The organism is Sphingomonas panacis (assembly GCF_001717955.1).
In the GTDB taxonomy this organism is placed as follows: Bacteria; Pseudomonadota; Alphaproteobacteria; order Sphingomonadales; family Sphingomonadaceae; genus Sphingomonas; species Sphingomonas panacis.
The window spans coordinates 4,126,773-4,151,852 of the sequence record NZ_CP014168.1; the positions used below are offsets into that span (position 1 = coordinate 4,126,773).

The window sequence follows — 25,080 nt, forward strand, 5'->3', positions numbered from 1 at the left end:
GTTCAATCGATCTGGCAATGTTGCTGAAGTGTTTCCACCAGAATATTACTCGTGGAATGCTTCATCCTGAAGTCGGGTAATTGGTGTCAGGATGTAGGAAAGAACAGTTCGTTTGTCGCCGATGAGACTGACATCCGCGCCCATGCCGGAACCGATCGGCAGCTTGCGTCCAGCGCGATCGATAATGGCGTCGCCGTCAGTCCGGACCCTGACAAGATAGTGACTATCGCCCGTGCGCTCGTTGACGACGGCATCAGGGGAAACCGAAACCACGCGTCCCCACAGCGAGCCATAGACAGCGCTATCATAGGCCGAGATATTGACCCTGGCTTTCTGTCCCAGTTTAACCGAGGCAATGTCCTTGGGCAAAACCATGGCTTCGATGAGCAGGCTTTCGTCGCTGGGCACCATTTCCAGAAGGGGATCACCTGGCCGGACACTTCCGCCCACCGTCGTCACCAGCACACGGTTTATGCGCCCCGCCAAGGGTGCGCGCACCGTCGTCCGCTGCACTTTGTCGGTGAGCGCTGGAAGCGCTGCGCTGCGACTGTTCAGTTCGGCACGCGCTACGGTCAGTTCGTCCGCAGCGCGTGCTTTCCAGTCCTGATGCTGTTGAGAGGCGCTGGCACGGGCTTCCGCCAGCGAAGAACGGGCACGCGCCAGTGTCGCGGCCGCACCCGCGGCATCGCTCGCCGCGATTGCGGCGGCGTTCTCTGCCTGGACCAGCGTAAGTCTAGGTTCGATGCCCTCTCGCACTAGCGGCCGTATCATTTCCAGTTCGGTACGCGCGGCCTCGCGCGCCGAAAGACGCGAGGCCTGTGCCGCCTGTGCCTCCGCAATCGCCCGTTCGGCCTGGCTGACCCGCGCCTCGCTGGCGCGCAGAAGACTGGTGAGGTCGGCGATCCGCGATCGATGTAACAACTGCTCGGCCGCGAGTTGGTTGGCGAGCGCTGGATTGGATGTGGGAGGAAAGCGAGGCTCATGGCCGGCGATTTCCGCCTCCAGTCGCGCTATCTTGAGTAGCAGGGCGTCGTGCGTCGCCTGGCCGCTTTCGAGGTCCGCGCCGGACTGGATCGGATTGAGGCGAAGGAGCGGCGCGCCCAGCTTCACCACCTGTCCGGTTCGCACCAATATGGCCTCGACCACACCGCCTTCGAGGTTGGAAATGATCTGGAGCTGCGAGCTGGGAATGACCTTGCCCTGCCCCCGCACGGTGCGGTCGATCTCGGTCAGCGCGGCCCAGGCGAACGCGATGGCGAGCAAGGCGAGGACAGTCCATAGCAGAAGATTGGAGGCCGCCTTCGGGCGGATACGAATGGCGCGATCCTCGATCAGTGCCCCGTCGCTCACGCCGCCTTGCCTTTCGCCATCCGCTGCATCACATCTTCGCGCGGCCCGTCTGCAGCAATGCGCCCGCCCTCGACGACAAGGACGCGATCGACCAGTCGCAGGAGGCTGGGCCGATGCGTGATGAGGATGACGGTGCGCCCCTGCAGTTCGCCTTGCAGTCTTTCGATCAATGTCGCTTCGGTTTGCGCATCCATCGCGCTTGTGGGTTCATCGAACACCAGTATCTGCGGCTTGCCAGCCAAAGCGCGCGCCAAAGAGATGGACTGGCGCTGACCGCCCGAAAGCCCTTCTCCGCGATCCGTGAGCCTGAGATCATATCCGTTGGCGATCTGTCCCATGAAACGATGCGTGCCGGCAAGATCGGCGACACGGAGCATTTCTTCCTGATCGATGCCAGATCGCTCAAGGCAGATATTCTCGCGGACGGTTCCGGCGAACAGGATATTATCCTGCAAAGCCGCGCCCATCAGTGCCCGAAGCCTGGCGGTGTCGAATTGCCGGACATCGGTGCCGTCGATGAGCACGAGACCATCCTCCGGCTCATATAACCCGAGCAGGAGGCGTGCGATCGTGGATTTCCCGGACCCCACGCGCCCGATCAGCGCCACCCGTTCCCCCGCCTCGATCTTGAGATTGATGCCCTCCAGTGTTTTTTCGGGGGCACCGGGATAGCGGAACGAGAGATTGCGCAATTCGACCCGACCCTGGAAGGCGGTCGGAACGAGCGCTTCTCCTGGCGGACCTTCGCTTGGCGAATCCATGAGGCCGTTGATCTGGCGATAGGCTGTGCGGGTTGCGGTCATCCTCGAAAGCAGGGTCGCTATCTGCCCCAAAGGCGCGACCGCGCGTCCCGACAGGATCGAACAGGCCATCAGGCCGCCCATGGTGATTTCGTTCGCCTGCAACAGCCCTACACCGACGATGACAACGCCCGCATAGGACATGGTGTTGGCGCTGGTGGCGGTTGTCACCGCGATGGTGGAGATCAGCCTTTGCCCGAGCGAGCTGTCGGCATGCTGATTGACAGCCTTGCGCCACCGGTTGGCCAGCATTCCCCCGGCGCCCGACGCCTTCACGGTTTCCAGGCTGCCGATGGTCTCGACCAGAACCGATTGCTTGAGCAGGCCGTCGCCCATGCTTCGCGCGGAAAGGCGATCCATGGCGGGATGCGTGAGGACGCCGACCAGGACTACGAGAGGGACCATAGCGAGCGGAACCAGCACGACAGGTCCGCCGATCACGGCGATCAGCGCGAGCGTGATGACGATGAACGGGACATCGACGATCGCCGTGATAGTCGCAGACGCGAAGAAATCGCGCAGCGTCTCCAACTCCCGCATGATGCCCGTCAGAGACCCGGTGGACCCTTTGCGCTTGTCGAGGCGGATGGCGAGCAGCTTGGCGAACAGCGTCTCGCCGACCTCGTGGTCGATCTGCGCGCCGGCGACATCGACGAAATAGGCGCGCAGCAGGCGCAGGATGAAATCGAATATGATCACGATGCCAAGGCCGATCGAAAGGCCGATCAGCGAGGAAGTGGCATTGTTCGGCACCACCCGGTCATAGACAGTCATCGTGAAGAGCGAACTGACGAGGCCCAACAGATTGATGGTCGTGGCGGCCAGCGCGACCTTGAGGTAAATCGCCTTGTTGCGCCGCATGGGCTCCAGCAGCCAGGGCGCGAAGCGCTGTTTGGGGGCGACTATCGGCACATCATAACTCATGGCTGGCCCCCCGAGCCGTGTTCGTCTTCGATCGTGATGCCAAGATACGGGAGCAGTCGGCCCGTTCGCGAGAGAAGGGCGTATTTGGCGACATCCCTTTCAAGCAACGTCTGCACATAGCTTGCGGCAGCGCTGAAATAGCTGTCTTCTGCCGCCAGGACGTCGAACAGAGTGCCGCGCGCGATGCGGAACCGTTCGGCAAGGACATCCCTCGCGTCCCGGCTCGCGACATAGTTGGCAGCGACGGCGACAAACTGATCTTCGAGCGCGCGAGTGTCGGAAAAGGCGATGGTCGCATCGCGTAGCGCTTCCTCTCTGATCCGTGCGGCCCGTGCTTCCGCCGCATGCGCGCGGGCGGAAGCCTGGTCTTCCCGTGCCGTGATTCCCGCCGAAAGTCGGGCGCGCAGGGTAATACGGCCGCGCACGTCATAATCCTGCCTGTTTTCGAAGAGACCATAGCGCCCCGCATCGATCCCGGCGGACACGGTGGGGAGTTTCTCTGCGCGGGCCGCCCTTGCATCATGCCGCGCCGCTGCCGCTTGCGCCTCCGCCATTTTCACCGCCGGAACGGCATCCACGAGGCCGGCGAAATCCTCCGAGCTGATCGAAGCGGGCGACACGTCGGGCGCGCGCATCAGTTCAACGGGGGCTGGGTGGCCCATGATTTGCGCATATTGCGCTTCCGCGCCTAGCCGCCCGCGTCGGTAGGATGCCAGTCGGATGTTGGCGCTCGCGATATAGCTATCGATCCGCGCCAGATCCCCCGGAGCGGAAACACCCTGTTCTATCCGCCGCTCGACGGCATGGCGCAGGCGCTGTTGGCTCAGGACGAAGGCGCTGGCGACTTTTTCGAGCACCCGCTGGGCATAGACCTCATACCAGATGCTGATCGCCCGCAATGCGATATCGTCGGCCGAGGCGCTGGTGCCTGCCTTCGCGGCCCGGACCCGCGCATTGCCCGCGACAATCCGGCTCGAGGTCGCGCCGAAATCCAACACATTCTGTTGCAGGGTGAGGGTGGCATCGGTCCGACCCAATGCCCGCGAACGCTCGACGACATTGTCCGGATCGTTGGAAAAATCACGCGCGATCGACCGGTTGCTGTTGAGCGTGATATCTACTGTGGGAAACAGCCCTGCCCTTGTTTGCCGTCGTGCAGCCGCCGCTTCGGCCTCGCCCGCGCGGGCTTCTTGCAGGGATGGATGATTGAGCACTGCGCTTTCGATTTCGGGACGGAACAGCGAGGCTGGAACACTTCGCTCTGCAATCTCCAATATCGGATCGGCAAGGGTCGCCGAGCTTATCGGGCGGGGATTGGGTGGTGGAAGGGAAACAGACTGCGCGCGAACTGCAGCAGGGCTCATCGTGCAGAGGGCAAGGACAAAGGCTAAATTGCCTGAAATTCCGTTCTCGTCACCAGCTCGCTTTTCCTTGCCGCTACCGAAACTTATGCCGGAAAAATGCACACCGTTCGCCCCCGAACACCCCAATGGCCTGCTACTCCCTGCACTAACCCAGGTAAACCTATTGATTGGCTAACGAATCCAATGAACCCATCAATTACGTCCATTATGGCTGAAGCATCGCGTGATGGGGAGCATGCCATGGCACCCGTGGCCAATTGATGATCGGCGGAAAGCTAGGTTCCCCGATTTGGCCGAAAACACCCATTCCCGCCTGTCGCACTTGTATCAGGGCCGATCATAAGTAGGGTTGACCTATTGTATGGGAGTATCGTCTGTATGAATATCGGTGAACTGGCAAAAGGTGCCGCTGCGGCGATGAGCACAAGCGAAGCGAACGCCAAGTCTGCGATAACGGCCGTGTTCGATCAGATTGCCGCTGCGGCCGCCAAGGGCGAAGAAATAGCGATCCCCGGCTTCGGCAAGTTTTCCGTCAGGGATCGACCCGAGCGTCAGGGCCGCAATCCGGCGACTGGTGAGGCGATGACCATCGCGGCGTCGAAGAAGGTGTCGTTCGCCGCCGCAAAGGGGCTAAAAGACAAGCTCTGAGAACGGAGCACCGGCAGGGCCACTCGTCGGCGCCGACGCTGTAACAGCCACGACAGGCGACCAATACCTAATCGGGTCTGTCGTCGTGGCCGAGCCATCGATCTGATTTGCCGTTGAGCCATATTGGCTAGACGTACGCCAGCACCGAAAGGCTCAACTGGTTCTCGATTCGATCGACGATCCGGCGCGCGGGAACGATGCCAGCGCGATCAACATCGCCACCCGTCAGGAGGCCCGCCCAATGGAGCCCGGTGATCCCCCGTGCGATCAGCCATGAACCGGAATCGCCCCCGCGGCTGAGGTCCGGGCGAACATAAGGTCGATCCATCAGCTTGATCTGCAGACAGTCATGGATGCAGACTTGACTGCCGTCGAGCGAGCGGCAGGGCGTCGAGCACAAGGACGGGCCGAAACTCTAAAAGGCAGATTTTTGTCGTGCTTCACCTCGAACCATGCGCGCCCCCGCAATAGTTCGACCTTGCGCTCACTTTCGGCATACCGAACCGCTATCGCCGCCCCGGCATCGAGAACGACACTAGAGCCGTCCGGAAGGGTCAGTCGCTCAATGGACGCGTGCGCGATTTGATCCGCACGGGCATGCAGTAGAAGCGATGGGGTCGCGAGGATTACCGCCAACCCTGCAGCGACCGCGAGACCGCTGACTCGCCATCTACGAACGCGTTTACGGGCGAGTTCAACTGGGGATGGGAGACAAATCGTACTCTCCAGGAAATCCCCGAGCTGACCGAGTTTCCGCCACGCCGTCATCTCGCGGCGGAGCACCCGCTCATGATCGCAATCAGCCACCCAGTTGCGAAATCGGGACATCTCAAATTCAGTCATACCGCCCGAGGTCAGCCGGACAACCCAACGCCTCGCCTCGTCGGTCAGTTTCTGCTCGTACCTGTCCAAAGAAGCGGCCATCACGCAATCCGGTAGGGTCAAGGCGACTCCAGACCCTCAATCCTATGGCGAATGATGAAGCCTGTTGCCTAACCTTGGGTCCGGATTCTCCTAGCGTTCCGCGAGCGCATCGCCAAGTGTCGCGAGCGCCCGGCCCATATGCTTTTCGACCGTCGTTCGCGATACACCGAGCCTGACCGCGATATCACGCTGGGGAACATTCTCGATGCGATTGAGGAAGAAGATCGTCCGTGTCGGTTCGGGCATCGCTTCCGCGGCGGCAAGCACCCGGGCGAGTTCGTCTTTTGCGATCACCACCTCGTCGATGGGCGGTACATAGTCCGCGCCCCAGACGATGCTCTCAATCTCCGCGTTGAGGCGCTTGCGGCGGGCCTCCGCTCGGCCCTGGTCGAGTGCCACGTTGCGGGCGAGATAGTAGAGAAATGCCAGCTTGTCGTTGATCGGCGGATGGTCCTCGACCCGCTGGACCCGGAGCCACAGCATCTGCAGCGTGTCCTCCAGATTCTCGCGATCAACCATGCGCGCGAACATCCGCCGCAGCGGGCGCTGTTCGGTGGCGATCAATCGCGACAAGACGGCAGCGTTCGAGGGCATGCTTCGCTCTTTCCAGCAACTCGGCCCCGATAATTGATTTGCGAATGATTTGCAATAACGAGAGAGCGCCGGTTGACCGGTTAAGGATCGTTCCCCGTTGGTGGCCGGAACGGGACCTAACGCGTCCTGGCCGGGCCATATTTAGCGCCATGCAAGGTTCAGTGCAACGAAAGTGCGTATTTGCAACGGGATGGCGCCCGTCTCGAGATGCCGGCCCACAATAGGTCGAGCGTTGGGCGGATCGCCGCCGTTACGGTCGATCCGACTCGGTGTCATCGATCTGCGTTCTATGGAGTTCCCCGCCGCCGCCAGATCGGCCGTCACCCTCACTTTGGCTGGCGCTCGTTGCCCGGCTCGCATCCAGGAGTGTGCGAATGTAGGTCAGGTTTTCCTCCACCAGAAAATCGAGAAGCCTCGCCTCCATATGGCGGATATCTCCCACGAGCAGCTGGGGCGGGAAGAACCGCCCGCCAGCATTGAAGATCATCGGTATGAGGATGTAGCTCTGCGAAATATCGAGCGCTTCGAAGCAGCGCAGATGATCGTCGATGCGGACCTTCGGATTTCCCGACTCGATCTCACGCACCCAGCTCACGCTAAATCCAGCGCGCAGGGCGAGTCGCCGTTGGCTCACGCCAATCCGTCTCCGTTCGTCTTCGATGCGTCTTCCCGCCATTTGCTTCATCAAGCCGAGCGGAGACGCGCCGGATCCGGAGTCTACGCTTTGATGCGCCATCTCCTACTCCTGACTGCACTCTGAGCCCGCCACGGCCAGCACGACCATCAGAAAATGATGTATCACACACAGTTAGGTCAACTGAGAAACGACCCATTCTTGCAACATTAATCTTACCGATCTTCTTGTCCTGGTTTGAAAATGTCGCGTTGCCCGCGTCCGCCTTTCGCGATCTTGAGATTGTCGCCGGCGTCGGAAAGCAACTGATCATAGGCTTCGAGAACGAGGTTCACCGGCGCCAACCGAAAGCGTTTCAGCGCAACCACGCAGATCCTTGTGCCGAGCGCCGCGAGTTTGGGCCGCGCCGGCACTGCCTCGACGCGGTCGGCAATTCTGGTCAGCACATCGGCGAGGCTCGCCGGAGCCCCGACAAAGCAGTCGCGATCTCCACTCAATCCTGATCGCGGCAATGTTTGAAGGTCATCCACGACAAACGTCACCTCGACCCGATCGAGATACAGCAGAGCGCAGTATAATGTCGTTCCGAAGGGAAGCATCTCGCTGACGAGGCAGCCGAGGCGATGGTGACAATCAAGGAACATCTCCACGCCAGCCGGTGAAAGCCTGAGCCTGAAGGTCCTCGAACTTCTCCCACCACGAATCATCGCTGCTTCCTGCTCCGCATATTGTGTGAACGCCGTCCGATCACCCGCGGCTCATCTCTGCGAGCGCCAAATCAGTGGCGATAATCGCATTTCAGTGGCGCTTTGACGACTAGGGTGGCGCGATCGCCACTCCTTTAGCTCCTCGCTTGTGCGCGGCAAGTGAAACACATCATTCCAGCCCCAGACGCAGGACGGCCTGCCCACCATGCCTTGATCGAGGCATGGCGATGCCAAGAGCCGCCGGCAGTGCGCGCAAGCGCTTCATTCAGAAGGGGGAATCCCGGTGCGACAGGTTCGGACATCGATGGCGGTGCTGCTGCTTCCTCATCTTTGCATGGCGGACGCGTTGCCGGCCGAAACCCGGGCGATGCGAAAGTCAGCCGAACCGAAGGCTCCCGAAGTGGTGCTGCAGGCGATCGTCCAGACAGCCGCAGGATTCGTCATCGCGCAGGTCAAGCCGGCAGCTGAGACCCCGTCGCCGCGCCAGCCGTCGCTCATCCCCCTGGGCGGCGCGGTGAGGATCGACCGGGAGCTTCTCGAAAAGAAATCGAATGGAAAGGACAATGGCGATGCGCGCATCTAACCGCCCCAAGGCGGCATTCACCGCCCTTTTATCGCTGGCCGCGCTGTTGGGATCCGCGCCCGCCGGGGCGCAAGCTGCAAGCACACAAACGGCGAGCGAAGGCGACGCCGAGGTCAGGATTCTGACCGCCGAAGCTGTGCAGGCCCAGAAGCAACTGCAGCAGACATTCACCAATCTTCAGTTCGAGGATTTTGGACCTGCTCCGGTCAAAGGGCCGATCTACCAGGCCGTCGCAGGCGGACGCGTCATCTATTTCGCGCCGGAAAGCGAGCACATCCTCTTCGCCGCCGTTTACGACAAGAATGGCGTCAACGTCACGGCGCTGACGCAAGACAAGAGCGCCCGCAAACGGCTGGCCGTGATCGATCCGGCGAAGGCCCTGGCGATCGGTCCCGAGGGCGCGCCGACCGTCATCGAGTTCACCGATCCGGATTGCCCCTATTGCCGGGCGCTTGAGAGGTTCTGGCTCGCGAAGGCGGCCGAGGGCAAGCCGGTCCGCCGCCTCGTCTATTTCGTCAGCGGCATCCATCCGCAGGCCGCTGCGAAGGCCGAGCATATCCTCTGTTCACCGGACAAGGCCGAGGCCTTCAAGGCGGTCTATTCCGGCGCGGAGCCCAAGGAACTGCGCAAATGCACGCCCGGGCACGCCAAGGTCGAGGGTGACGCCGAGATTGTGCGCCAGGTTGGCATTGGCGGCACCCCCACCCTCTTTGTCGACGGGAAGCTGATTTCCGGTTTCCAGCAAGCCGAACTCGAGGAGTTCCTTGCCAGCAAGGTGGCCCCGTCCCGTGGCGACAAATGAACAACCGGCGGGGCGCGATGTCCCGCTTTCCCATCTGGCGGACCTCGAACTGCCGGCGAGCGAGCGCTTCGCGCCCGCTCCCGCACGAGGACCGGAATGCCGGCGGCGGCGGCTCGAGGGAGCCGTCCACCACTGCCGTCGGCCGCCAACGAGGTCCCTCGGGGTCGGCAGGCATCACTCGCGGACGGCTCCCATGCTTGGAGTGCAGCATATGTTGAAGAAAATCGGAAAAAATGTGGTCGGCATCGCGAATATCGGCGTCCCCCTGGCGCTTTTCGCGATGGCGAGCGGCGGCGCCCATGCGTTCACGGCACCCGCCGCTGGCGACCTTGGCTACGACATCTACGACATCGTGGTGAACAAGGGCGTCAAGGGTCCGCTCGGCTTCGTGGCCGGTGTCGCGGCCTTCCTGTTCGGCGTCTCGCGGCTCTTCTCGAACGTCATGATCGGCATCCCGACCATCGTCGCCGCGGTCTGCCTCATCAAAGCAGACACCATCCTCCAGACCTTCGGAATGGTGATCTGACACCTATCGGCCGGCGCCGGCCCTTGCCGGCACCGGCCCCCGAGCCGGGGCGACCGCCCCGGAAATGACGCCCCCGCTTCGCGAGGACGTGAGCAGCAGGAGGAGAAGGGCATTGGATGAGCGTCTGCCCCAGTATCTGCACGGCCCGGTTCAGATCCTCTGGTTCGGATCGGACGAGTTCATTCTGGTCGTGTCGACCGTCTTCGTCGCCGTGATCGTCGGCGGAGTGATCGGCTGGGCGCTCATCGGTGCTCTTCTCCTTTTCATCCCCTGGAAGCGGACCAAGGCGCGGGGCTTCATCCCGCATCTCGCCTGGCGCTGGGGCCTCGTGCGCTTCCGCCACTATCCGGGTCCCACGCAGACCCGGTTCTACGAGTGAGGTCGACGATGTCCTTTCTCAAATCCTCGGGACGCCAACAGAGCGACCCCTTGCTCGGCAAGCCGGCAAGCTGGGGAATCCACCGCTATCTCCAGGGCTCGTCGAACCTGTTCGAGGAAAACCGCCTGCTGAAGTTCGCGATCGTCGGCCTGTTCGGCGTGACCGCGGTGCTAGGCATGGTGATCTACACCTCGAACCAGAATCAGCGCACGGTCATCGTGCCCTTCGGATCGAGCGGCGATCTCTACGTCACCGGCAATTCCCCCTCGGCCGGCTACATGCGGACCATGACCCGCAACGTCGTGTCGCTGGCGGGCACCTATTCCGCCTATTCGGCCGACCGGCAGTTCCAGGAGCTGCTGAGCATCGTCCACCCGTCCGCTTTCAACGGAATTCGCGACAATCTGAACGCGATCCTGGACGAGTTGTCGAACAACCCGACGCTGTCGATCGCCACCTACATCCGGCCGGATCAGCCGGTCACCTATTCGGCTAGCGAGATCCTCGTCCCCGTCGAGAAGGTCCGCGTGATCGGCGGCGTGATCCGCAAATTCCGCGGCAATCTGCGCATCGGGTACGCGATCGAGAACGGCCGTTTCTGGCTCACCCGCCTTTCCGAGGAGAACTTCGATGCCGAGCTTCGGTAGACGAACCGCCGTGCGCGCCATGCCCGGCGCGATATTGGTGGCACTGGCGATCGCGCCGGCTGCCCCCGTGTCCGCTCAGCCGATCGTCGCGCTGCCCGACCAGACCAGCAGCATCCGTCTCTCCAATCACGACGTCAATCACATCATCTGCGTCGGCGGCGAGATCGACGACGTCAAATTTTCCGCCGAGAAGGCCATCGCCGTCGAGCGCGCCGGTTCGGATGCCTGGATCAAGTTCCTGGTCAAGGAGGTCGAGGACGCCGGCATTTCGACGCGCACGTTCGTGACGACGCCCTCGGAGTTCTTCGTCAGCTGCAACGGCGCGGTCTATCCCCTTTACGCGGAACCGTCGGATATCCCCGCGCAGACCGTGACACTGGTTCCCGGCTCGACGCAGCGCGCGCGGGCCAATGAAGAACTGCTGGGTCCGCTGGTGGAGGAGGAACGCGCCGTCTCCATCACGCTCTCGCTGCTCCAGGACCGTGTTCCGGCGAGCTTCGCGGAAGTGGCACCGCGCATCGACAGCTTCGCCGTTGCCGCCCTGCCGAGCGCAAAGCTGACCGAGCGGCGGCGGGTCGAGATCGAGGGCGCCGGGCTCTCTGCTTCCGAATATCTCGTCAGCGCGGCGTCTGCCACGACGCTTGAGGAGCGTGCGTTCCTCGACCGGGCGCTGGGCGCCAACATCTTCGCGGTCACACTCGATCGCGTCTCGCTGCAACCCGGTGATACGGCGCGCCTGATCGTCATTCGCCGCGGAGCGGTCCAATGAGCGGCGGGGATCAGGATCCGCCCGCCGTGCCGTTGGGGGCCGACGAACCGAGCGCTTATCAGGCACATCTGGCGGCGGCCGCGGATCAGGACGACGCAACAGAGCGTGGACCTGCGCTGCTCGACCTCAAGGCGCGCTGGGCAAGCCTGAGTTCCACCGGCAAGCTGAGAGCCAAGCGCGCGGCGCTGGCGGGCGGGATCGCGCTCTTGGGCTACGGGCTATACACCGCGAGCACGGGCGGCGGCGAACCCGTAGCGACCGCACCTTCCGCGTCCAAGCTGGACATGGGCGCCGGCCTGCGCGGCGACAGCCTCGAACTCAAACTCCGCGGCGATTTGAAGAAGATCCTCGACGGCCAATCCTTGCTCGGCGACCGGGTCACGGCGATCGAGGAAGGCAAGGTCATCCCCGGCAGCGGTGCGACGGGCGCAAGCAGAGAGGGTGATGGCGGTCCGCTTCCGCCCGCCCTGCCCGGCTCCGTCCCCGACTATCCACCTGCGCCCGACGGCTCTGACGGGGGCGGTCTTCCGCCGCCGCCCTCGGTTCCGACAGCGCCCCCCGCACCGCCCGCACCGCCGGTGGAAAAGGTCGTCGGCTCGATCGGCGCCGCCACTACGCCGATCGTGCCGCGCGGCGCTGACGGTGCGGCGGCCGACTCGAAAAAAAAGAACCGGACGATCTATTTGCCGCCTGGTTTCATGAAAGCGCGTCTGCTGACGGGGATCGACGCGCTGGCGAGCCGGGACGCGACGAGCAATCCCGAGCCGTTGATCGCTCGCGTACAGGCACCCGCCGTGCTTCCCAATGACGTGAAGGCGAACCTCTCGGGCTGCTTCGTGATCGGCAATGCCACGGGAAGCCTGGCCAAGGAGCGCGTGGAGATCCAGCTGGTCTCGTTGTCCTGCGTCGACTTTGACGAGCGCTCGGTGGTCGATCAGCCGGTCAAGGGCTTCTTCGTCGACACCGACGGCAAGAAGGGATTGAGCGGCAAGGTTGTAACACGGGCGGGCGCCAGCCTGGCTCGCGCCTTCATAGCGGGAACGATCAGCGGGATCAGCCAGACTGTCGAGAACACCTTCGGGGAGACATCGACATCGGCCCTGGGCACCGTTCGCACGCTCGATGCGGGCGATGCCGCCAAGACCGGGATCGCCGGCGGCCTGTCGAAATCGTCCGACAAGCTCACCGACTTCTATCTCGATCTTGCGCGTCAGGCGGGGCCCATCGTCGAGGTCGGCGCTGCCAAGGATGTGGTCGTCGTCATCCAGGAAGGTGTCACGCTCGAGATCAAGCCGACAGCGGGGAGCAAGTTCTGATGCGCTCGCTTCACCCACGCCCTGGAGAAACTGCCATGCTTGAACCTGCCTCCTACCGGCGCGCGCTGCGCGCGTCCCTCGCCCCGCTGCTGTTGCTCGGCCTGTCAGGCTGCGCGACGGTCGGGTCGCTGATGTCGCCCTATTCCGAGAAGTTCTCATGCAAGAACAGCGATCACGGCCAGTGCATTCACCCCGACAAAGCCTATGACGACGCGGTCGCGGGCCGGGCCTCGCGGTCCGATCCAAGGGTCACGAACGACCGCAAGCTTCTGCGAGCCCAGGCAGGCGCAGACGGCGCCCCCGCTGGTTCCGCGCGTCGCGGCGCAAAGGCCGACGTTCCCTCCCCCTTCCTCGGTTATCGCGACAGCGTCTATCGGGAGCTGCAGGGCCTCATCGACCAGCCTGTCACGCCGATGCTCAAGCCATCGGTTACGGTCCGCACGCTGATCCTCCCCTATGCCGATCGGCAGCGGCCCGATCGCCTGTATATGCCGCGCTACGTCTATTCGATCGTCGACAAGCCGGTCTGGGTAGTTGGCGGCTATCTGGTCGAGCCGGTGTCCCCCGCCGCCCGCGCACCAGTCCTCGACCAGGTGCGCGAGCGTCCCGCCGATGCGGTCGATCCTCCGACCCCGCCTTCGCCTGAGCCTGGTCATGGAGACCACCCATGAGGGCGCCGGGAACAGGAACCGGCGGCGGTCTCTCCTTCGCAGCGTTGCGCCGCGGTGTCGCACGAGACTCCTTTTCGGATCATCTGCCGCTTGTCGCCTGGGTCGAGGAGGAGGAAGCCTTCCTCACCATTGACGATGGCTGGGGCTATGCGTGGGAGCTGGTGCCGACGGCCTATATGTTCGCGCATGTCCAGCAGGCGCTGCTCGGGCTGCTTAACATTCATTTCGATATTGGGACGGTGCTGCAGATCCACAGCTTTGCCGATCCGCTGATCGATGATGCACTCGATGCCTATCTCGAACTCAAGACCCGCGATGATCCGCTCATCCAGGCCTCGGCCCGGCATACATGCGATTATCTGCGCGATGGCCGGCACGGACTGGATGCCCTTCACGGCATTCCCGTGCGTAACTTTCGCACGCTGCTCTCGGTCAAGACACGGGTGCCGATGGCGAGCGATCTCAAGCGACAGATCGAGGAGCAGCTGGCCAAGCTCGGTATCCGCCGCCTGCCGCCCGAGAAGATGGTCTCCTTCTATCGGCGCGTGTTCAACGGCGTCTTCGAGGATGCGCCCGGCAGCTTCGTCACAGGCGGAAGCGACAAATTTCCGGCCCCGCCTGTCCGCAAGCAGATCATCAATGCGGGTCCCGACCTGGCGTTCGAAGGACCTGAGCTTTTCCTCGGCAACCAGGTCGCGCGGTGTCTGACACCAAAATCACTGGCGCGGCGGATCGGTGCCGAACGGGCCAATCGGCTGACCGGCGGCATGCGCGGGTCCGCTGAGGACAGCGACCAGATCGGCGGCCCCTTCCTCTACACGTTGAACGTCCTCTTCGATCATTCTCAGTTCGAGATCCACAAGCGCGCGCAGATCCTCTCCGCGCAAAAGGCGGCGGGCAGCTTCGCCGTCGAGGTCGGAAAGCAGATCGAAGAGATCGGCTGGGTTCTCGATGAGGCGGGCAATTCCCGCTTCGTACGCGTCATTCCTACGCTGTGGGTCTTCGGGCGCGACCGGGCCCAGGCGCGGGAAATGGCGGCGCGCGCCAAGCGGCTCTGGGAGAGTGAGCCCCTGCCCTTCATGATGCAGGAAGAAAGCTATCTGCTGCCCGTGTTGCTGCCGATGAGCCTCCCGTTCGGGCTCTATCCGGACAGTCGCACCATCCGGATGCTGGAGCGTGATTTCCGGATGCCGGTCAAGGCGGCGGTGCTGATGGCTCCGATCCAGACCGACTTTCGCGGCGGCGGCCGTCCGGCGCTGCTCTACACGGGGCGCAAAGGTCAGTTGATCACGCTCGACCTCTTCGACCAGCGCATCAACAACTATAATTTCATCGTGTCCGCCGAGTCCGGCGCCGGCAAGAGCTTCCTGCTCAACAACCTGTGCCAGCAATATTATGCGAGCGGCGCGCTCATTCGCATCATCGACATCGGTGGCAGCTACCGCAAGCTCTGCGCCTTGTGCTCCGGCCGGTATATCGATGTCGGCGAGGAAAAGCTGGTCCTCAACCCGTTCGACATGGGCTTTGCCTTGGATGGCGACGATCGCCAGTCGGCGATCAGCATGGCCGTTGCGATCGTCGCGGAGATGGCGAATGCCGCCACCCGTAAGGGCGTCTCCACGTCGGAATGGAACCTGTTGAAATCGGCCGTCCAATGGACGATCGATGCTGGCCGCGCCGAAGAAGGCATCGATGCGGTTCGCGAATGGCTGGGCGCCTATCCCGCCAACACCGCGAGTGATCTGGACAAGGTCGAGCATCTCGTTCCCGCGGCGCGCGAACTCGCCTTCAACCTCCGGGATTTCGGCAGTGCGGGAGCCTATGGCCATTATTTCAACGGGCCGTCGACGTTCGACATCTCATCCGACGAATTCGTCGTGCTGGAGCTCGAACGGCTCAAAAACATGCCCGACCTCTTCAACGTGGTCGTCATGGTCGTCGTCAATGCGGTGACGCAGGAGCTCTACCTCTCCGCGCGCGATCGGCCCCGCTTTGTGCTGTGCGACGAGGCGGCCCAGTTCATGACGCGGACCGACGGGCAGGATCTGAGCCGGCTCGCCGAGGCCTTCGGCCAGGGCTATCGCCGCGCGCGCAAATATCAGGGTTCGTTCGGCATCGTCATGCAGTCGATGAACGATCTGCTGCTGTTCGGTGGGACCGGGCAGGTGATTCTGGAGAATGCCGCGACCCGCTTCCTATTGCAGGGTTCAACCTATGACAAGGCGGTCGAGAACAAGATACTCGATTATTCCGGCTTCGTCCTCGACCTGCTGAAATCGGTCCGGAACAACAAGCCCAACTATTCCGAGGTCTTCATCGACTCCCCGCTTGGCCTCGGCATCGCGCGGCTCGTCGTCGATCCCTTCAGCTACTGGATCAACACCAGCGCGCCCCAGGAGGTCGCCGCTTTCGAAGCCCTGCTGCGGGCCGGTCGATCCCCGCTCGAGGCGGTCTGTGAACTGGCGGGCGTCGACCCCCGGGAGATCCTCGGGCCGAACGCGGCTCCTCCGCCCGCATATCTCAAGGAGACGGCGTGATGTTCAAGCACAAGCCCCATCCCGATCAGATGACGCTGGAACTCGGCAAGGACGCGGAGCTCGAGCGGATTATCGAGGTCCGCGCCGCGATCCGCGCCGAAAACGACGCAATGCGCTGGCGATTCCGCCTCATCGTCCTCGAGACGTTCATGATGTCGGGACTAGTGCTGGCGGCCGGTCTTGCCCTCAATCAACCCACAGCGCTCGTCCTGCGCGGCGCGCTCATCGTGGGAGCAGCCTGCTTTGCAAGCGGCATCCTGCTGATCGGGCTGTCAGGTGCGACCGGCCTGCTCGTATCCCGGTATCGCCGGTGGCGGAGGGCGAAATGATCAGGGTTTCCCTCGCCCAGGATTCCGTGGAACGGCTTCGTCGTGACCCGGAGCCACGCCGGGCCGACGAGACCCTCTACGACTATCTGGTGCGCTCGCGCCACGAAATGGGCGTGGAGTTGGCCGCGTTGCGCGCACTTTCGGATGCGCAGGCCGACAGCCTGGGCGCATTGAGACGTCGCATGCACAATGTCCTGCTCGGGCAAGCCTATGTCCTGACGGCTGCCTGGGCGGGCGTGACCTCCGCGCTGCCGACCGCGCCCGCGCATCCTTTGCGTTGCAGTTTGATGGTGGGCCTTGTCGCTCTGCTGAGCGGCCACGCCCTCATCGCTGGTGCGCGTATCGCCGAACGCCTGGCCGGCGTCGTCACCGCATGGCGGCGCACATGAGAGGCATCTTCTCCTCGCAACCCGGACAAGCGGCGATCCGCCTTCTCGTCGGCACGCATCTCCTGCTTCTGGTGCAGGCCGCCCTTGTCATGTGGTCGGCGCCGGATCTGGGCGGGCTGCGCGCCCTGGTCGCGATGATTTTCGCCCTCGCGCTCGCCGCCTTCATCTGCGCCGTTCGCGGTGAGAATGGCGACGATCGCCCCCATTGGCGGAGGCGGATCCGTGGCAAATAACGACCTCCACCCGCAGGGCTGGCGCATCGTCGTATTCCAGTCGACGCTCATCGCCGGCCTCATCGCAGGCGCAATATTGCTCGCTTCGGTCGCGCATGCCGACACGGCAACGATCGGCCGGACCTGGCCGATCGTCGAACCTGACGCCATGGCCGAGATCGAGGCACGCGCGGCACGTCAGCCGGCGAACATGGCCGAGAAGTTCGGACCACGATCCGGGTGGAGCGCGCTCAAGGGCGCCACGCTCGGCACGGCAAACGCGGACAGGGTTCGTAGCGTCGTTCCCTTTTATACGCTCGATACCGAAATCCGGCTTCCCGACGGCAAGCTGCTCTATCCCAAGGGCTTCACCTTCAATCCGCTCACCTATGTCACGCTCCCCCAGCGGCTCGTCATCGTCCACCCGCGCGACCTTGGCTGGGCGACCAGGACGGCGGCACTTACCGACTGGATCATCCTGACGGGCGGCGATGCCTCCGGACAGGATGCCCTTTCGCTCAGCGAGAAGGTCGGCCGCCCGCTGTTCATCCTCGAAGAGCGGATGAAGGAGCGCCTTGGCCTCACGGTCGCGCCAGTGATGGTCCGGCAGGTCGGGCAGAAGCTCGAGCTGACCGAAGTGCGCATCGATCGAAAGGGAGGGCGTCCCCAATGAGCCGACTTGCCTCCACCTTGCGCGCCAGTGCCGCCGCGGTCCTCGTGGCCTTGCTGGCGCCGGCCAGCCCCGCCCACGCCTCCAAATGCGAGACGGGGACCATCTTCAATCCCGTGACCAAGGTCCGGTGGAACTGCATCTTCCCGATCACCATCGGGGGCGTGCGGGTCGGCAGCTTCGACAAGCTCGACAAGGGACTCGATGCTCAGTCGGCATCAAAGCCGCTCTGCGCCTGCCGCAAGGGCGTCACATTCTGGTTCGGTGTCAAGGTCTCGTTCTGGAGTCCGAGCCGCATGGTCGACGTCGTGACCGAACCGGGCTGCATGATGGCCCTGGGCGTCGACCTTCTGCCCACCGGCGGCAAGCTCCAGGGCAGTCAGTCGTCCATCTCGGACGGGACCAACACGCGCAAGATGTTCGCCCAGGCGCACTATTACATCTCGCCGGTCTGGAAGATGCTCGACATGTTCACCGACCTGCCGTGCATCGAGGACGACGGCTTCGACGTCGCGATGATCACGGAGGTGCTGCCGACCTGGCAGTCGGGGACGCTGGGTGCGATCATCCAGCCCGAAGGCATACTTTTCGGAAATCCCGCCGCTGGCCTCGCCTGCATGGCGGATAGCGCCGCGGCCGCCGCGGGGAAGGTCATCGACCCCCTGTTCTGGTGCATGGGCAGCTGGGGCGCGACCTATCCCGTCGCCGGCGACATCCACTTCGACGACAGCGTCGAGGCCTGGGCGGGCCTTGCCGCACGCTCCACGTTCATGATGGGCCGCCTTGGCGCGCTCACCATATCCTCGTCCGACGGCTGCTCGTTCAAGCCGCAGCCGATCTGGACCAAGTCCCGCTACAAACTCCAGATCATGGAGCCCGTAAAGGGCGGGAAATGCGTCAACATCGGTCGTCCCGGCGCGCTCTGGTCCTCGGGCAAACATGCGCCCGGCAAGGACAACGCGCAGTTCATGCTTTTCGAAAAGGTCATTTGTTGTGCCGGTATATCCACGCCTTGAATGCGGCGCGGCACCGGTATCCCCGGACCGTTCCGCACATGCCGAGGGCCGGCCGCAGCCTGCCCGCCACAGCCTGCAAGGCTGCCCGGATCTGTGCGAGCGGGGGGCAGCGCTGCCAGCCCCATGCGGCGCTGCCCCAACCCCGGTCAGCACGGCCGGTCCAGCCTCGATGGATGCGGCTCCCCCCGCCGCGCTTGTCCGGGCAACGGCCGTGCTGACCACCTTCGAGGGACAGGCCGTGTTCCGGACACTGGCCTCGACCGCCGGGGCGCCGTCGCCAGGCGCAATCTTCCGCCTGCGCCGCGGATCGCGGACGCACATCGGCAGGCGAGACATCCCATGAAGCCGGCATGGCTACTCCTTGCCGCAATCGCGCTTCTCGCGTCGATACCGGCAGCGGCTCAGACCGTGGAGGACCGTGCCCGCGCGGCAGCCGAGGCGGCACGGGCGAAGACGGGAGACAGCGACGCCCTGCAGCAGAATTACGTAACGCCGGGTCTGGCGGGGCAGCCCATCGCAACGATCGACAACAGCCGGACTTTCAACCCCAACATCGCCTGCCAGAAGACGGCGACGGTTCTCGAACTGCTCGCGCAGCCTGTTTCGACCGGCGACATCGGAACCCTCCGGGTATCGCGAGACAAGGATCTGGATGGAAGCGTCGACCAGACGCTGAACCTGCCGATGTCGGTCTCGGGGATCTGCGCCAACGGTGTGATCTCCTGCCAGCCCGGCAGCTGGAACGGGTGCCACAGCTTCAAATGGGACGTGGCGCCATCCGGCGACCTCAAGCTCACGGAAGTCGATCTTACGCAGCTTGCCGGCTGCTATTGCGTCAACAACAGCTGCGGCACCAATCTGGTGTGGGGCAACATGGCTTCGGTCCTGAAGGACCTGGGCGGCGGCGTGATCGGAGCGCTGACGACCGCGGACCCTCGCATCGGTATCGCCCAGGCCGTGATTGACGGTCTGGTCATTCGATATGTCGGCGCGCAGACGACCGCGTGCGCCGCTAGCCCTTCGATCGGCCAGACCGCCTATCGCGCCAATCCCGCCGCAATCCAGGGCGACGCCGCCAGCGCCGCGGCGTCCAACAGCATCTTCCAGGCGCTGGTCGCCTCGCCGGCCGGCGTCGGCAAAGCCGAGACGGTGCGGGCCTGCACGATCGCACGCGAAGTGACGCTGAACGAGGTCAAGATCGAGGACGTGATCGAGCGGGCTTCGGGTGGGTATGGAACCTATGCTTACGATCCCCAGACGGTCGCGTTCATGATGGGATCGCCAAGCGGCAGGAGCCTAAAGGGCGGCAAATGCGGCATTTTCGATTTTCGGATGACACTGCACGTGGCGGATCCTGCGCGACTTAGGGATGTCCGGCTCACTTCGTTTGCCGCCGATGACTGGGCACAGGTGCGCATCGATGGCCAACAGATTGGTTCAGGACCCCAGAACTGGACAGGCATGGGCTTGCCTCCGGGGAAATGCGAGAAGAACGGCACTTTTTACGCCTATCCCAATGTCGATTTGAAGCCGTGGCTTACCGCGGGGGATCACGAAATCTGGCTTCGCGTCGCCGTCGGCGACGAGGGGAACGCATTCGCCATGGTCCAGGCGACGGTCGACACGACCTGCGAAACATCCGAACGTCTGATCGACCTCTGCTCGGGCTATGCAGGGGACGCGAAATGTCGCCTCGACAATGAGACGGTCGATGGCGTCGTCACGTTCCGCAATGGCGTAGGCACCGGCCTCACGCCCATACGCCAGACGCGACTCTTTGAACGCGGCGCGTGCTCGCTTACTATTGCGCGCGACTATTTCCTGCGCGAACGCAGCTATCGGTGCTCGATCGACACCGGCACCCTGCCGGAGCCCGACCTGAGTCGCGGCGCCTATATCATCGACCATTCGACCGAAACGCTTCTGGCCGACCGCGTGAAAACGGGTGACGGGAGCTATTCGACCTCGTCGCAGCCCTTTGCCCTTCCCGACCGTGGATCGGTGCCGGCGTGCGAGGCAATCTGCAAGACCCGCGCTCCCAAGGCGAACACGGAAGCGGCGGTGGATGGTGTCGTCGGCGCGAAGCAGAACAGTCCGACCGGATGGGACACCTTCTACCACGCCTGTTCGACCGACAATGTTTGCCCGACCGGCCCCGGCGAGGAAGTGGTGTCGGCTTGTGGGTGTCTTGATGATTTTCCCGAAGCCGTGGTGATGATGCAGACCGTTCGCTTGGGCGGTGCCGATCTCATCTGCACCTCGGAGGCCCGGTGATGCGCTTCGTGCCCCTCCTCCCTTCCCCGCTCGCCATTGTCGCACTCGCCACGTTCGTCCTGGCCGCCGTGGCACCCGCGCCCGCGAGCGCGCAGCAGCTATGCGCCGCCGATCTGAACGGCAACGGCGACGCGGACGATCCTGGCGAGACGGCGAGCTGCAATCTGACGGCCGACGGGGGTTGGCAGTGCCCGATCCAGGCTGTCGCTTGCACGCTCACGGCGCCTGATACTTATACGTGCCCGCTTGGACCGGACCATGGCTGCGCCGAACCGGCCAGTGGCGGCGCACCGACCTGTTCCCCCAACGCCTGCGTCGATACGTCCGTGACGCCGATCGTCGATGAGCCGGTCATCGACGATCCCGGAACACCTGCGGATGGAGCGGTCGATGCCGATGGCAATTGCCTTGGTTCGATCGAGATTTTCTCGGGACGTGCGGCTCGCTGCCGGCCCGCTGGCCTCAAGACGACATTCCAGAACTGCTGCAAGGACAAGGGCAAGATCGTCAAGGACGGCATGGGTGGCTCGATCTCGTCGATCGGCACCAAGATCGCCGTCGCCAAGGGCGTGTTCACTGGCATGAAGGCCGCCTATGCGGCGTTCAAGGCCGGGGCGACCGCCAGCCAGGCGGCCAGTGCCGGCGCCAATGCCATCATCGTGGGTATCGATCCGACCTCGATCGCGATCAGCCTCGCGATCAACTTCATGATGGATTTCCTGCTTTCGGGCTGCGACCAGCAGGACATGGAAGTGGGCATGCTGCGCGGGTCGGGCATGTGCCACGAAATCGGCACCTATTGCTCCTCGAAGATCCTCGGCATCTGCATCCAGAAGTCCACGGGGCATTGTTGCTTCAACACAAAGCTCGGCCGTATCATCCAGGAACAGGGCCGGCCGCAACTCAAGAGCTTCAACGGCATCGGCTGGGGCACCGCCAAGCAACCCTATTGCCGTGGCTTCACGCCGGAAGAGTTTCAGTCCCTCGATTTCAGCAAGATGGACCTCTCCGAATATTATTCCGAGATCGAGGCCAAGGCCCAGGCCGACATTCAGATCGATATGAAGGGTAAGATCGATGCCTACATGCAGGTCATCGGGCGCTAGCGCGCGTCGCGTGCTCGAGCTCGCCTTGTTGATGCTCCTCTCCACGTCTGCGCTAGCGCAGGACAGCCGTTCCGCGGGCAATGCGCGCGATCGGGCGGCCGATGAAGGCGACGCCGCCATGGAGCGGCTGCGCGGTGCCGTCGCTCGGCAAAAGCAGGCAGCGCCGGCAACCGGACCGGCCGCGCTCCCGGCGCTACCGGAAGAGACCAGGCGCCGCGCGTTCGACGGGTTACGCAAACGCGCGCCCTCGCCGGCAATGGGCGCACGCGCTCGTGCTGCGCTCGAGAAGGGTAAGGACGCAATGGTCGCCGAGCGCGAAGCGATGGCAAGGCGGCTCGGCCAGGCCCTTGGGCTGGAACCGCCCGACATGAAGGCGGTCGCCGGCATCGCCGCGCCGCCGGCCAGCAAGGGCTGGGTGCCGGTATTGTTTGTCTCATCGTCGATGCCGGTGACGACGCTTCGCACCTATGCTGCGCAGCTTGAGAAGGCGCACGGCGTCATCGCTTTTCGCGGAATGCCGGGTGGGCTGACCAAGGTCGGCCCGATGGCGAAACTGTCAGCCGAGATCCTCCGCCTTGATCCGGGCTGCCAGGGTCCTGCCTGCGCCATGCGCGACGTCCAGCTCATCGTCGATCCGCTCATCTTCCGTCAGCACGCCGTCGTGCGTGTACCGGCCCTTGCAATGGTGCCGGGTGATCCCGCCCAGTCCTATTGTGAGCGGGACGAAGAAAGTCCGCGCGCGACGCACGTCATTTATGGCGACGCCGCCCTCTCCGGACTTCTGGAGGAATATTCCCGCCTCGGCGGCAAGCAGGAGGTTCGCGATGCTCAGTCTCGCCTTCGCTGCTGCTAAAGCCTCCTGGTCGGAGCTGAAGCTCCTGCCGTTGAAGGCGGCGGTGGCACTCGGCAGCTCAGGCCTGGGCCAGCCGCTTCGCCCGGCACAATTGTGGAAGGCTTATGGCATCGTCTTGCCAGTAGGCCTTCTGACCCTGTGGGCAATCCCTCAGGTGACGTTGGTGATGAGCCCCTCGATCGACGCCAGCCTCGTGCGCAACGCGCCTGGCCCGATTGCTCGGGGCGATCTCGTGTCGTTCAGCCTTTCGCATCCGCTCGCCGGACCCAAGCCGGTCATGGTCACCAAATATGCGCTATGCTTCCCCGGCGACCGGATCGACATGATCGAGAAGCCCTCGATGACAGCCGGGACCTGGGATGGCTGGTACTATTGCAACGGGCGGCTCCTGGGCGTGAGCAAGCCGGTCGGCCATAACGGGATGAAACTTGACCACTGGCTGCCGGCCTACGGGACCATACCCGCCGGCATGATCTATGTCGGGTCCAGCCATCCAAGCGGGTTCGACAGCCGTTATTATGGGCCGGTCGAGACCGGACGCCTCCGGCGTGTGGAGCAGGTGCTGTGAACGGCGGCCGGTTCGCTCTGGGGCTGTCTCTTCTGCTTGCAGCCTCGGCTGCGGCCGCGCAGACCGCGCGCGCAGAACGCGAGGCGAGGACCGGCTATTGGTGGTATCAGGCACCGCCCAAGCCTGTGGAGAAAGCGGAAGATCCCGAAGCCCTTGTCAAGCCGGCGATCCCTCCGATGGCGGAACTGGCGACCTGGACGCCGCCGAAGATCAGGAAACTGATCGAGCAGCAGCGCGACTATGCCGCGACCGTTCTCACCGTCGATGCCGTCTCGGATTTCTGGCGCTTGCAGGATTTCGCACGGCGCAAGGCGCGCGCCTTCGCCGGCGTCACGCAGATCGCGATGCTCCAGCATCCGGAGCTAAACGCAAAGTCAGCAAATCCGATGGTGGGCGACGCGCGCGATCAGCTCTCCGCTTACAAGAACGACGTCCGCCGCCAGTACCTCAGGGGCCATGCCCAGGAATTCGCGCTCGTCATGTTCTCGCGTTCGACCTGCGGATACTGCCGCGTCCAATGGCCGATCGTTCAAAGATTCCAGGAGGAGATGGGCTGGCAGGTGACGCTTATGGACATCGACCGCCGGCCTGAGCTGGCTCAGCGGTTTGGCGTCGAGATAACGCCCACGACCATGATCATCCGCCGTGGCAGCCAGCAGCGCATGGTGATCGCCAGCGGTGTCGAGGCGTATCCCAATCTCATCCAGATGGCCTACCAGGCGGTCAGGCTGCTGGCCGGTGATATCCGGCCCGAACAGTTCATGACGGGTGCTGGCGAGGAGGACGGCTTCTTCGATGCGCTCGCCAATGGTCCGGTTTCGGCGACCGATCCCCGCGCGCTGGGGGGCGATCTGGTCGGCGCCAGCGTGGAGCCTCGGCCATGAAGCTCCCTCTTGCGGCCGCACTGGCTGTCCTCCTCCTGCCGCCCGCGTCCGCCTCAGCACAGACAGTGTCCCGCGAACAGGCGATGCGTGCCGCGATTCATCCCGTCGCGACGGAGGCTGACATGCGTGCCTGGCTTGCGCGGGTACCCGTCACGCACGAATGGCCTCCCGATTTTGCGGACACGCTGAAAGGCCCGGCACCGGCTTTCGTGATCGAGATGAGCACCGCTCCGGGCTGTCTGCCCTGTGCTGACCTTTGGGGCAAGCTCGGCGCCCTCGGGCGAAGCTATGGCTGGCAGGTCCGAACGATCGGCTCTCAGGAAGCGATGGTGCGCTCGGGCAGGCTTGGCCTTCCCTGGGTTGGCCATCCTGTGGGCTGGGTCCGGCCCCTCGCCGACGCTAACCGTATCGTGCCCATCGCGATCGGAACGGACCAGGCGCCCAATCTTGCGCGCAATCTCTATCTCGCCGCCAAGATGCTGACGGGGGTCAGGCCGGCGGTTGGAGTGCGCGGCATGTCGAAGTTCACCGGGATCGTGGGTTCCGCCACGCCCCCACCCTCCGCACGGCCAAGGAACTGAGCATGGCGGGCCAGCTCCTTGTC

29 protein-coding genes are annotated in these 25,080 nt (G+C 63.8%); 21 read left to right on the plus strand and 8 right to left on the minus strand.

Going from position 1 to position 25,080, the window contains the following annotated elements:
* Positions 1–45: 45 nt before the first annotated feature.
* The 3 genes from J0A91_RS18865 to J0A91_RS18875 are packed head-to-tail and all read right to left on the minus strand — an operon-like array spanning position 46 to position 4,540.
* Complete coding sequence (locus tag J0A91_RS18865) at positions 46–1,350, minus strand: HlyD family type I secretion periplasmic adaptor subunit (protein WP_240502080.1); 1,305 nt, start codon at positions 1,348–1,350, stop codon at positions 46–48.
* Positions 1,347–3,074, minus strand: a complete 1,728-nt coding sequence (locus J0A91_RS18870) for a type I secretion system permease/ATPase (protein WP_069206188.1) — start codon at positions 3,072–3,074, stop codon at positions 1,347–1,349. The genes J0A91_RS18865 and J0A91_RS18870 overlap by 4 nt, the downstream gene beginning before the upstream one ends.
* A complete protein-coding gene (locus J0A91_RS18875; RefSeq protein ID WP_240502081.1) occupies positions 3,071–4,540 on the minus strand; it encodes a TolC family protein in 1,470 nt (489 codons plus the stop codon). The genes J0A91_RS18870 and J0A91_RS18875 overlap by 4 nt, the downstream gene beginning before the upstream one ends.
* A 276-nt stretch (positions 4,541–4,816) precedes the next feature.
* Between J0A91_RS18875 and J0A91_RS18880 the strand changes: the two genes are divergently transcribed.
* Positions 4,817–5,086: an HU family DNA-binding protein gene (locus J0A91_RS18880; RefSeq protein ID WP_069206190.1), complete on the plus strand. Its 270-nt coding sequence runs from the start codon at positions 4,817–4,819 to the stop codon at positions 5,084–5,086.
* A gap of 127 nt (positions 5,087–5,213) precedes the next feature.
* Here the strand turns inward: J0A91_RS18880 and J0A91_RS18885 are convergent, their stop codons facing one another.
* The 5 genes from J0A91_RS18885 to J0A91_RS18905 all read right to left on the minus strand — a co-directional run bounded on the left by J0A91_RS18885 (position 5,214) and on the right by J0A91_RS18905 (position 7,882).
* Positions 5,214–5,414, minus strand: coding sequence for a hypothetical protein (locus tag J0A91_RS18885; protein WP_083224777.1), 201 nt, complete (start codon positions 5,412–5,414; stop codon positions 5,214–5,216).
* Entirely contained in the window at positions 5,414–6,010 is a 597-nt protein-coding gene (locus tag J0A91_RS25265; RefSeq protein WP_083224778.1) for a FecR family protein, read from the minus strand. Before J0A91_RS25265 ends, J0A91_RS18885 begins: the two co-directional genes overlap by 1 nt.
* 90 nt (positions 6,011–6,100) lie before the next feature.
* Positions 6,101–6,604, minus strand: coding sequence for an RNA polymerase sigma factor (locus J0A91_RS18895; RefSeq protein WP_069206192.1), 504 nt, complete (start codon positions 6,602–6,604; stop codon positions 6,101–6,103).
* A 250-nt stretch (positions 6,605–6,854) separates the two neighbouring features.
* Entirely contained in the window at positions 6,855–7,340 is a 486-nt protein-coding gene (locus J0A91_RS18900; protein WP_083224779.1) for a helix-turn-helix domain-containing protein, read from the minus strand.
* Between the two features lie 113 nt (positions 7,341–7,453).
* Positions 7,454–7,882, minus strand: a complete 429-nt coding sequence (locus J0A91_RS18905) for a hypothetical protein (RefSeq protein ID WP_240502307.1) — start codon at positions 7,880–7,882, stop codon at positions 7,454–7,456.
* 367 nt (positions 7,883–8,249) lie between these two features.
* Between J0A91_RS18905 and J0A91_RS18910 the strand changes: the two genes are divergently transcribed.
* The 20 genes from J0A91_RS18910 (at position 8,250) to J0A91_RS19005 (ending at position 25,057) form a co-directional block, all read left to right on the plus strand.
* Positions 8,250–8,528: a hypothetical protein gene (locus J0A91_RS18910; RefSeq protein WP_069206195.1), complete on the plus strand. Its 279-nt coding sequence runs from the start codon at positions 8,250–8,252 to the stop codon at positions 8,526–8,528.
* Entirely contained in the window at positions 8,515–9,330 is an 816-nt protein-coding gene (locus J0A91_RS18915) for a DsbC family protein (protein WP_069207487.1), read from the plus strand. Before J0A91_RS18910 ends, J0A91_RS18915 begins: the two co-directional genes overlap by 14 nt.
* Positions 9,331–9,541: 211 nt before the next feature.
* Positions 9,542–9,856: a hypothetical protein gene (locus J0A91_RS18920; RefSeq protein ID WP_069206196.1), complete on the plus strand. Its 315-nt coding sequence runs from the start codon at positions 9,542–9,544 to the stop codon at positions 9,854–9,856.
* A 112-nt stretch (positions 9,857–9,968) separates the two neighbouring features.
* Positions 9,969–10,235: a type IV conjugative transfer system protein TraL gene (locus J0A91_RS18925; RefSeq protein WP_069206197.1), complete on the plus strand. Its 267-nt coding sequence runs from the start codon at positions 9,969–9,971 to the stop codon at positions 10,233–10,235.
* 8 nt (positions 10,236–10,243) lie between these two features.
* Entirely contained in the window at positions 10,244–10,882 is a 639-nt protein-coding gene (locus tag J0A91_RS18930) for a TraE/TraK family type IV conjugative transfer system protein (RefSeq protein ID WP_069206198.1), read from the plus strand.
* On the plus strand, positions 10,866–11,651 hold the full coding sequence (locus tag J0A91_RS18935) for a type-F conjugative transfer system secretin TraK (protein ID WP_069206199.1): 786 nt from the start codon (positions 10,866–10,868) through the stop codon (positions 11,649–11,651). Before J0A91_RS18930 ends, J0A91_RS18935 begins: the two co-directional genes overlap by 17 nt.
* Positions 11,648–12,967 (plus strand): TraB/VirB10 family protein, encoded by a 1,320-nt coding sequence (locus J0A91_RS18940; protein ID WP_069206200.1) that lies wholly within the window; start codon positions 11,648–11,650, stop codon positions 12,965–12,967. Before J0A91_RS18935 ends, J0A91_RS18940 begins: the two co-directional genes overlap by 4 nt.
* A gap of 35 nt (positions 12,968–13,002) precedes the next feature.
* Positions 13,003–13,638, plus strand: coding sequence for a TraV family lipoprotein (locus J0A91_RS18945; protein ID WP_069206201.1), 636 nt, complete (start codon positions 13,003–13,005; stop codon positions 13,636–13,638).
* Positions 13,635–16,175, plus strand: coding sequence for a TraC family protein (locus J0A91_RS18950; RefSeq protein WP_069206202.1), 2,541 nt, complete (start codon positions 13,635–13,637; stop codon positions 16,173–16,175). Before J0A91_RS18945 ends, J0A91_RS18950 begins: the two co-directional genes overlap by 4 nt.
* Positions 16,175–16,504, plus strand: coding sequence for a hypothetical protein (locus tag J0A91_RS18955; RefSeq protein WP_069206203.1), 330 nt, complete (start codon positions 16,175–16,177; stop codon positions 16,502–16,504). Before J0A91_RS18950 ends, J0A91_RS18955 begins: the two co-directional genes overlap by 1 nt.
* A complete protein-coding gene (locus J0A91_RS18960; RefSeq protein ID WP_150126975.1) occupies positions 16,501–16,893 on the plus strand; it encodes a hypothetical protein in 393 nt (130 codons plus the stop codon). Before J0A91_RS18955 ends, J0A91_RS18960 begins: the two co-directional genes overlap by 4 nt.
* The gene (locus J0A91_RS18965) at positions 16,878–17,126 is read left to right on the plus strand and encodes a hypothetical protein (protein ID WP_240502083.1); all 249 of its coding nucleotides are present in this window, start codon (positions 16,878–16,880) and stop codon (positions 17,124–17,126) included. The genes J0A91_RS18960 and J0A91_RS18965 overlap by 16 nt, the downstream gene beginning before the upstream one ends.
* A complete protein-coding gene (locus tag J0A91_RS18970; RefSeq protein WP_240502084.1) occupies positions 17,116–17,778 on the plus strand; it encodes a conjugal transfer protein TraW in 663 nt (220 codons plus the stop codon). Before J0A91_RS18965 ends, J0A91_RS18970 begins: the two co-directional genes overlap by 11 nt.
* Entirely contained in the window at positions 17,775–18,791 is a 1,017-nt protein-coding gene (locus tag J0A91_RS18975; RefSeq protein ID WP_069206205.1) for a TraU family protein, read from the plus strand. Before J0A91_RS18970 ends, J0A91_RS18975 begins: the two co-directional genes overlap by 4 nt.
* Positions 18,792–19,130: 339 nt before the next feature.
* Positions 19,131–21,065, plus strand: a complete 1,935-nt coding sequence (locus J0A91_RS18980) for a hypothetical protein (RefSeq protein ID WP_069206206.1) — start codon at positions 19,131–19,133, stop codon at positions 21,063–21,065.
* Positions 21,065–22,171 carry a conjugal transfer protein TraN gene (gene traN / locus J0A91_RS18985; protein ID WP_069206207.1) on the plus strand — a complete coding sequence of 369 codons (1,107 nt, stop codon included), beginning with the start codon at positions 21,065–21,067 and terminating at the stop codon, positions 22,169–22,171. The genes J0A91_RS18980 and traN overlap by 1 nt, the downstream gene beginning before the upstream one ends.
* Positions 22,143–23,024, plus strand: coding sequence for a TrbC family F-type conjugative pilus assembly protein (locus J0A91_RS18990; RefSeq protein ID WP_069206208.1), 882 nt, complete (start codon positions 22,143–22,145; stop codon positions 23,022–23,024). The genes traN and J0A91_RS18990 overlap by 29 nt, the downstream gene beginning before the upstream one ends.
* Complete coding sequence (locus tag J0A91_RS18995) at positions 22,996–23,592, plus strand: S26 family signal peptidase (protein WP_069206209.1); 597 nt, start codon at positions 22,996–22,998, stop codon at positions 23,590–23,592. Before J0A91_RS18990 ends, J0A91_RS18995 begins: the two co-directional genes overlap by 29 nt.
* Complete coding sequence (locus J0A91_RS19000) at positions 23,589–24,476, plus strand: conjugal transfer protein TraF (protein ID WP_069206210.1); 888 nt, start codon at positions 23,589–23,591, stop codon at positions 24,474–24,476. Before J0A91_RS18995 ends, J0A91_RS19000 begins: the two co-directional genes overlap by 4 nt.
* Positions 24,473–25,057 carry a hypothetical protein gene (locus J0A91_RS19005; protein WP_069206211.1) on the plus strand — a complete coding sequence of 195 codons (585 nt, stop codon included), beginning with the start codon at positions 24,473–24,475 and terminating at the stop codon, positions 25,055–25,057. Before J0A91_RS19000 ends, J0A91_RS19005 begins: the two co-directional genes overlap by 4 nt.
* The last annotated feature ends 23 nt before the right edge of the window (positions 25,058–25,080 follow it).

What these genes read in the sequence shown, in the direction of transcription:
- J0A91_RS25265 (WP_083224778.1), bottom strand. Translation starts at nt 6,010, where the DNA reads ATGGCCGCTTCTTTGGACAGGTACGAGCAGAAACTGACCGACGAGGCG.
- J0A91_RS18960 (WP_150126975.1), top strand. Translation starts at nt 16,501, where the DNA reads ATGATCAGGGTTTCCCTCGCCCAGGATTCCGTGGAACGGCTTCGTCGT.
- J0A91_RS18980 (WP_069206206.1), top strand. Translation starts at nt 19,131, where the DNA reads ATGAAGCCGGCATGGCTACTCCTTGCCGCAATCGCGCTTCTCGCGTCG.
- J0A91_RS18880 (WP_069206190.1), top strand. Translation starts at nt 4,817, where the DNA reads ATGAATATCGGTGAACTGGCAAAAGGTGCCGCTGCGGCGATGAGCACA.
- traN (WP_069206207.1), top strand. Translation starts at nt 21,065, where the DNA reads ATGCGCTTCGTGCCCCTCCTCCCTTCCCCGCTCGCCATTGTCGCACTC.
- J0A91_RS18945 (WP_069206201.1), top strand. Translation starts at nt 13,003, where the DNA reads ATGCTTGAACCTGCCTCCTACCGGCGCGCGCTGCGCGCGTCCCTCGCC.
- J0A91_RS18920 (WP_069206196.1), top strand. Translation starts at nt 9,542, where the DNA reads ATGTTGAAGAAAATCGGAAAAAATGTGGTCGGCATCGCGAATATCGGC.
- J0A91_RS18930 (WP_069206198.1), top strand. Translation starts at nt 10,244, where the DNA reads ATGTCCTTTCTCAAATCCTCGGGACGCCAACAGAGCGACCCCTTGCTC.
- J0A91_RS18940 (WP_069206200.1), top strand. Translation starts at nt 11,648, where the DNA reads ATGAGCGGCGGGGATCAGGATCCGCCCGCCGTGCCGTTGGGGGCCGAC.
- J0A91_RS18955 (WP_069206203.1), top strand. Translation starts at nt 16,175, where the DNA reads ATGTTCAAGCACAAGCCCCATCCCGATCAGATGACGCTGGAACTCGGC.
- J0A91_RS18905 (WP_240502307.1), bottom strand. Translation starts at nt 7,882, where the DNA reads ATGTTCCTTGATTGTCACCATCGCCTCGGCTGCCTCGTCAGCGAGATG.
- J0A91_RS18895 (WP_069206192.1), bottom strand. Translation starts at nt 6,604, where the DNA reads ATGCCCTCGAACGCTGCCGTCTTGTCGCGATTGATCGCCACCGAACAG.
- J0A91_RS18950 (WP_069206202.1), top strand. Translation starts at nt 13,635, where the DNA reads ATGAGGGCGCCGGGAACAGGAACCGGCGGCGGTCTCTCCTTCGCAGCG.
- J0A91_RS18965 (WP_240502083.1), top strand. Translation starts at nt 16,878, where the DNA reads ATGGCGGCGCACATGAGAGGCATCTTCTCCTCGCAACCCGGACAAGCG.
- J0A91_RS19005 (WP_069206211.1), top strand. Translation starts at nt 24,473, where the DNA reads ATGAAGCTCCCTCTTGCGGCCGCACTGGCTGTCCTCCTCCTGCCGCCC.
- J0A91_RS18870 (WP_069206188.1), bottom strand. Translation starts at nt 3,074, where the DNA reads ATGAGTTATGATGTGCCGATAGTCGCCCCCAAACAGCGCTTCGCGCCC.
- J0A91_RS18995 (WP_069206209.1), top strand. Translation starts at nt 22,996, where the DNA reads ATGCTCAGTCTCGCCTTCGCTGCTGCTAAAGCCTCCTGGTCGGAGCTG.
- J0A91_RS18915 (WP_069207487.1), top strand. Translation starts at nt 8,515, where the DNA reads ATGCGCGCATCTAACCGCCCCAAGGCGGCATTCACCGCCCTTTTATCG.
- J0A91_RS18885 (WP_083224777.1), bottom strand. Translation starts at nt 5,414, where the DNA reads ATGGATCGACCTTATGTTCGCCCGGACCTCAGCCGCGGGGGCGATTCC.
- J0A91_RS18990 (WP_069206208.1), top strand. Translation starts at nt 22,143, where the DNA reads ATGCCTACATGCAGGTCATCGGGCGCTAGCGCGCGTCGCGTGCTCGAG.
- J0A91_RS18900 (WP_083224779.1), bottom strand. Translation starts at nt 7,340, where the DNA reads ATGGCGCATCAAAGCGTAGACTCCGGATCCGGCGCGTCTCCGCTCGGC.
- J0A91_RS18935 (WP_069206199.1), top strand. Translation starts at nt 10,866, where the DNA reads ATGCCGAGCTTCGGTAGACGAACCGCCGTGCGCGCCATGCCCGGCGCG.
- J0A91_RS18910 (WP_069206195.1), top strand. Translation starts at nt 8,250, where the DNA reads ATGGCGGTGCTGCTGCTTCCTCATCTTTGCATGGCGGACGCGTTGCCG.
- J0A91_RS18975 (WP_069206205.1), top strand. Translation starts at nt 17,775, where the DNA reads ATGAGCCGACTTGCCTCCACCTTGCGCGCCAGTGCCGCCGCGGTCCTC.